Annotated in this window: 3 protein-coding genes; all 3 read left to right on the top strand. The window is 43.2% G+C overall.

Annotation, left to right across the window (positions count from 1 at the left end; translation table 11 throughout):
* Nucleotides 1–463 precede the first annotated feature (463 nt).
* A complete protein-coding gene (locus tag H6S82_RS21440) occupies nt 464–1,954 on the top strand; it encodes a hypothetical protein (protein WP_190465086.1) in 1,491 nt (496 codons plus the stop codon).
* A 983-nt stretch (nt 1,955–2,937) separates the two neighbouring features.
* Complete coding sequence (gene rimP / locus H6S82_RS21435) at nt 2,938–3,408, top strand: ribosome maturation factor RimP (protein ID WP_190465085.1); 471 nt, start codon at nt 2,938–2,940, stop codon at nt 3,406–3,408.
* A gap of 72 nt (nt 3,409–3,480) precedes the next feature.
* Nucleotides 3,481–4,150 (top strand): NusA N-terminal domain-containing protein (locus H6S82_RS21430; protein WP_277926526.1); only part of this gene is annotated, 670 nt, incomplete at its 3' end.

The raw sequence follows: 4,150 nt of genomic DNA, 5'->3' as shown, positions 1-4,150 counted from the left end.
GCAAGTGCCTTAACAAAAGTTCATACAGTGTCGATTACTTTTGTCCGACTACTTACCCATGCCGTACCAACCGCGTCCTGCTTTACCGGAACCAAAAGGCAGACCCCTACCGGAAAATGCACGGATTTAAGCATAAACAGGGCAATGTTTCTTGAGGTAATCCCCAGTATTTGCGTTTTCTCTGCAAAGTCCCCCATTTGGCGCGGCTTTAAAGATCGCCGTACCAAATTACGCATTAAAATCGTAGGTTTAAGCACTCAAGATCTACTAAATTAAGTTATTCTGTAATTTGCAGCCACTTTATCTCCTCGATCGCTCACAGGAGGGATGTCAAAGATTAAACTTTTGTTTGTACAACGGCATTCGATCGCCTAGCCTTTAGAGGCAAACTACTTAGCTTAGCCTTCGTATGTACAATTTTAAAAATAGTTTCTTTTACTTAAAAAAAATTTACATATAAACTATGTCTTCACTGCCAAAACTAGGTAAAAATAAATTTTCATCTCGCCGCAATCTTTGGTTTGAAAGATTGATGGCTATACTAGCATCCCTCAACTTAGGCTTGGTGCTATTCGATATGAGCTATGTACCTTGGCGGAATTTCTGGCTGCAAGGTAATCTCCAATTTCTTGACTTTGTTATAAAAATACCTCTTCCTCCTATAACTCACTGGTATGACCCAGTTAAGGGTATTCAACCCCATCGCGAAACACAAAAGTATCTAGAGACAGTAAATGCACTGGAAGAACAAGTGGCGCAACAAGGCTTGCAGTCACCAGAAACCGAAAAATTGCTGGCCGATATGCGCCGTCTCAGCAACGAAATGATTGATAGCGACCCGTTTAGAGTAGCTAATAAAAGCGGCACACTGGAAAAGATTAAAAATAGAATGCGCGATCGCATCGGTCTAGATTCTGCCCGCCAGTCTTTCAAAACATTTTGGAGCCAAGATTATTTATTAAAAAATGGGTGGAAAAAAGAAATTACTTTTTTTAATAACAAGATTCGTCCTTCGATCGAAACAAATTATTTTCGTCCGATCGCTGAAAGCGGCGAATTCGTAGATAAATTCTGGATTCTAGATATACCATTTGCAATTATATTCGGTTTGGAGTTTTTAGGACGTACCTGGTCGATCGGTCGCCGTCACTTTGGAGTCAGTTGGCGAGATGCCATGTTGTGGCGTTGGTATGACATCTTCCTCCTAATTCCATTCTGGCGATGGCTGCGAATTATTCCGGTGACTCTTCGCCTCCACCAAGCTGAGTTAATAGATCTCGACCGCATACAAGCACAATTTAGTCAAGGGTTTGTAGCCACTTTCGCAGAAGAAATAACTGAAGTTGTAGTAGTCCGAGTGATTAAGCAAGTTCAAAGCTCGATCGAAAAAGGCGAAATAACGCGCTGGCTATTGCAACCAGAAAAACGTACTTATATAGATATCAATAATGTGAACGAGGTGGAAGCGATCGCTGATATAATGATCAAACTGATCGTCTACCGAGTTTTGCCAAAAATTCAGCCCGATTTGGAAGCAATACTGCGTCACAATATAGAAAGCGTACTCAAAAATTTACCAGCCTACAAGAATATTCAAAATATACCTCTATTAGCCAACATACCCAATCAGCTTACGGAAAGATTAGTTACGGAAATCTCTCAAGGAGCATACGAAGCTATTAAGGCTGCCCTTGAAGATGCCGAAGGAGCCAAACTATCTGCCCAACTTGTGCAACACTTCGGTGAAGCGATCGCCCAAGAAGTGCAAAGCCAACAAACTGTAGATAAAATTCAAAGCTTAGTCTTAGATATGCTGGAAGAAATCAAAATTAATTATGTCGAGCGGTTATCTCAAGAGGATGTGGAACAAGTTATGGAAGAAACCAGGAAAATCCGCCAGTTGACTCAAACGCAAGACGGACAAATTTATCCATACAAAAAACATTCAATATAGTCTAAATTACTTAGATAGAGATTTGCACAAATGAAGAAAGCTTAAGCAGAATTTATACTGCTTACAAAGGTAAAAAAAGTGAAACTTCTCAAGGATTTCAATCATTTAGATTTACGAACCAAAGCAGGAAAAATACCACTTAGCTATAATAGATAAAAAGATCGGAACAACGATCGACTCGCTTGGTAGGAGGCTTAAGCAAACAAGAGCGGTTAACCTCAAGGGTTCTAAAAATTCCTGGTATTAAGTTCGAGCGCAGCAACACTATAGTAGAATAAGACTGGTACACCAAAAGATAAATTATCTGGAGGCACGACCGAGCGGAGCAATTTTCTGATAGGTAATTGCTATTACTTCAGAGCGTTACGTAGGCAAAAGCTTCTACGACTCGCTCTCGGACTCCAGCGCACCTGGACGTTATCTGGTCTTAAGGCGATATAGCGAAGGAATCCGCTTCTATAACTAAGCTTATCGAAAATTTGGGTTTAAAAACCCGTCCTTCTAGGACGGCTTTGTACAGCCTTGTATTAAGATAGTCTTAGGTCGCTGAGCGCTAACACTTCGGAGGAAACAGGTTAAACGTCCTACTCCGTAAGTTAGAAATGCCTTTCCGTGACTGGAATCAAAAATAGAACCACACGGTAAGGACAAAGAGCTAAAGACAAAGAAGAAAATTTGCATAGGGTAGGGCATACCCGAATTTACGCTTGGGGAGTAACCTTTAAGTGGACTAGGTAAAACTAGATTCAGGTTAGACATGAGTGTGTAAGTCCAACGCTAACTTGTTTGGTAGAGGCAGTATTCAGCCCAAGAATCCCCGTAGCTTTAAGTCGGGGAGTGTCAAATGTGCAGTGCGTTCAAGCGTCAGAAACTCGAAGCTCCTGTTAGGTCAGAGAATTTTACCTAACTTGTGAGAGCCGAGTAGTTCATATCCTTTCAGAGGAAGTGGGTATTTGTCCCACTTTTTTTATTGGAGTTATCCTATGACTCATCCCCTTGTACCGCAAATAATTGACTTGGCCGTACCCGTTGCCGAAGCCATCGGGTTAGAGGTTGTCGGAGCGGTATTCCAAACCAACCAATACCCACCGATTCTGCGTGTGGACATTCGCAATCCTCAGCAAGATACAAGCTTGGATGATTGCGAACGTATGAGTCGAGCATTGGAAGCAACCTTAGATGCCACAGATATTATTCCCGATGCCTACATCCTAGAGATTTCCAGTCCCGGCATTTCTCGGCAGCTGACCACAGATAGAGAGTTTGTTTCATTTAAGGGATTTACGGTGCTAGTCAGCACATCGGAGCCTTACGAGGGCAAGAGCGAGTGGCGAGGACAACTGATTAAGCGGGACGATACAGCAGTTTACCTCAACCAAAAAGGTCGAGCGATCGCAATTCCCCGTACCTCGGTCTCGCGAGTGCAACTAGACGAACAAAAAATTAAAAATTAAAAATCCAAAAACTATTCCCGTTTGGATTTTTAATTTTTAATTTTCAATTTCTCATCACAGGAGGTTTCGCCCATGACAATGGTTAATTTACCCGGACTTAAAGAGCTGATCGACAGCATCAGCCGGGAACGCAATTTACCCCGACACGCTGTTCAAGCAGCCCTCAGAGAAGCTTTATTGAAAGGCTATGAGCGTTATCGGCGTACCCAAAATATCAATAAGCATTTTGACGAAGACTACTTCGAGAATTTAGAAGTAGAACTAAACGTCGAAGAGGAAGGCTTTCGGGTTCTCGCTACCAAAACAATTGTGGAAGAAGTAAACAGCAGCGACCACGAAATTGCCCTCTCAGACGTTCAGCCAGTCGTGGAAGAAGCCCAGCTGGGGGACACCGTAGTTTTAGACGTAACGCCAGATCAAGGCGAGTTCGGTCGCATGGCGGCAATCCAAACCAAGCAAGTGCTTTCTCAAAAACTGCGCGACCAGCAGCGCAAAATGATTCAAGAGGAATTTCAAGACTTAGAAGGCAACGTTATGCAGGCGCGGGTGCTGCGCTTTGAGCGGCAATCAGCGATCCTGGCTGTTAGCAGTGGCTTTAATCAGCCAGAAGTAGAAGCCGAATTGCCCAAGCGAGAACAGCTACCTAACGACAACTATCGCGCCAACGCCACCTTTAAGGTTTATCTTAAAAAAGTGCGGGAAGGCCCGCAGCGCGGGCCACAGCTACTGGTTTCCAGAGCAG

It is taken from the genome of Planktothrix sp. FACHB-1355 (assembly GCF_014748295.1).
Taxonomy (GTDB): domain Bacteria; phylum Cyanobacteriota; class Cyanobacteriia; order Cyanobacteriales; family Aerosakkonemataceae; genus Aerosakkonema; species Aerosakkonema funiforme_A.
This window is presented reverse-complemented; position numbering and strand designations above follow the sequence as displayed.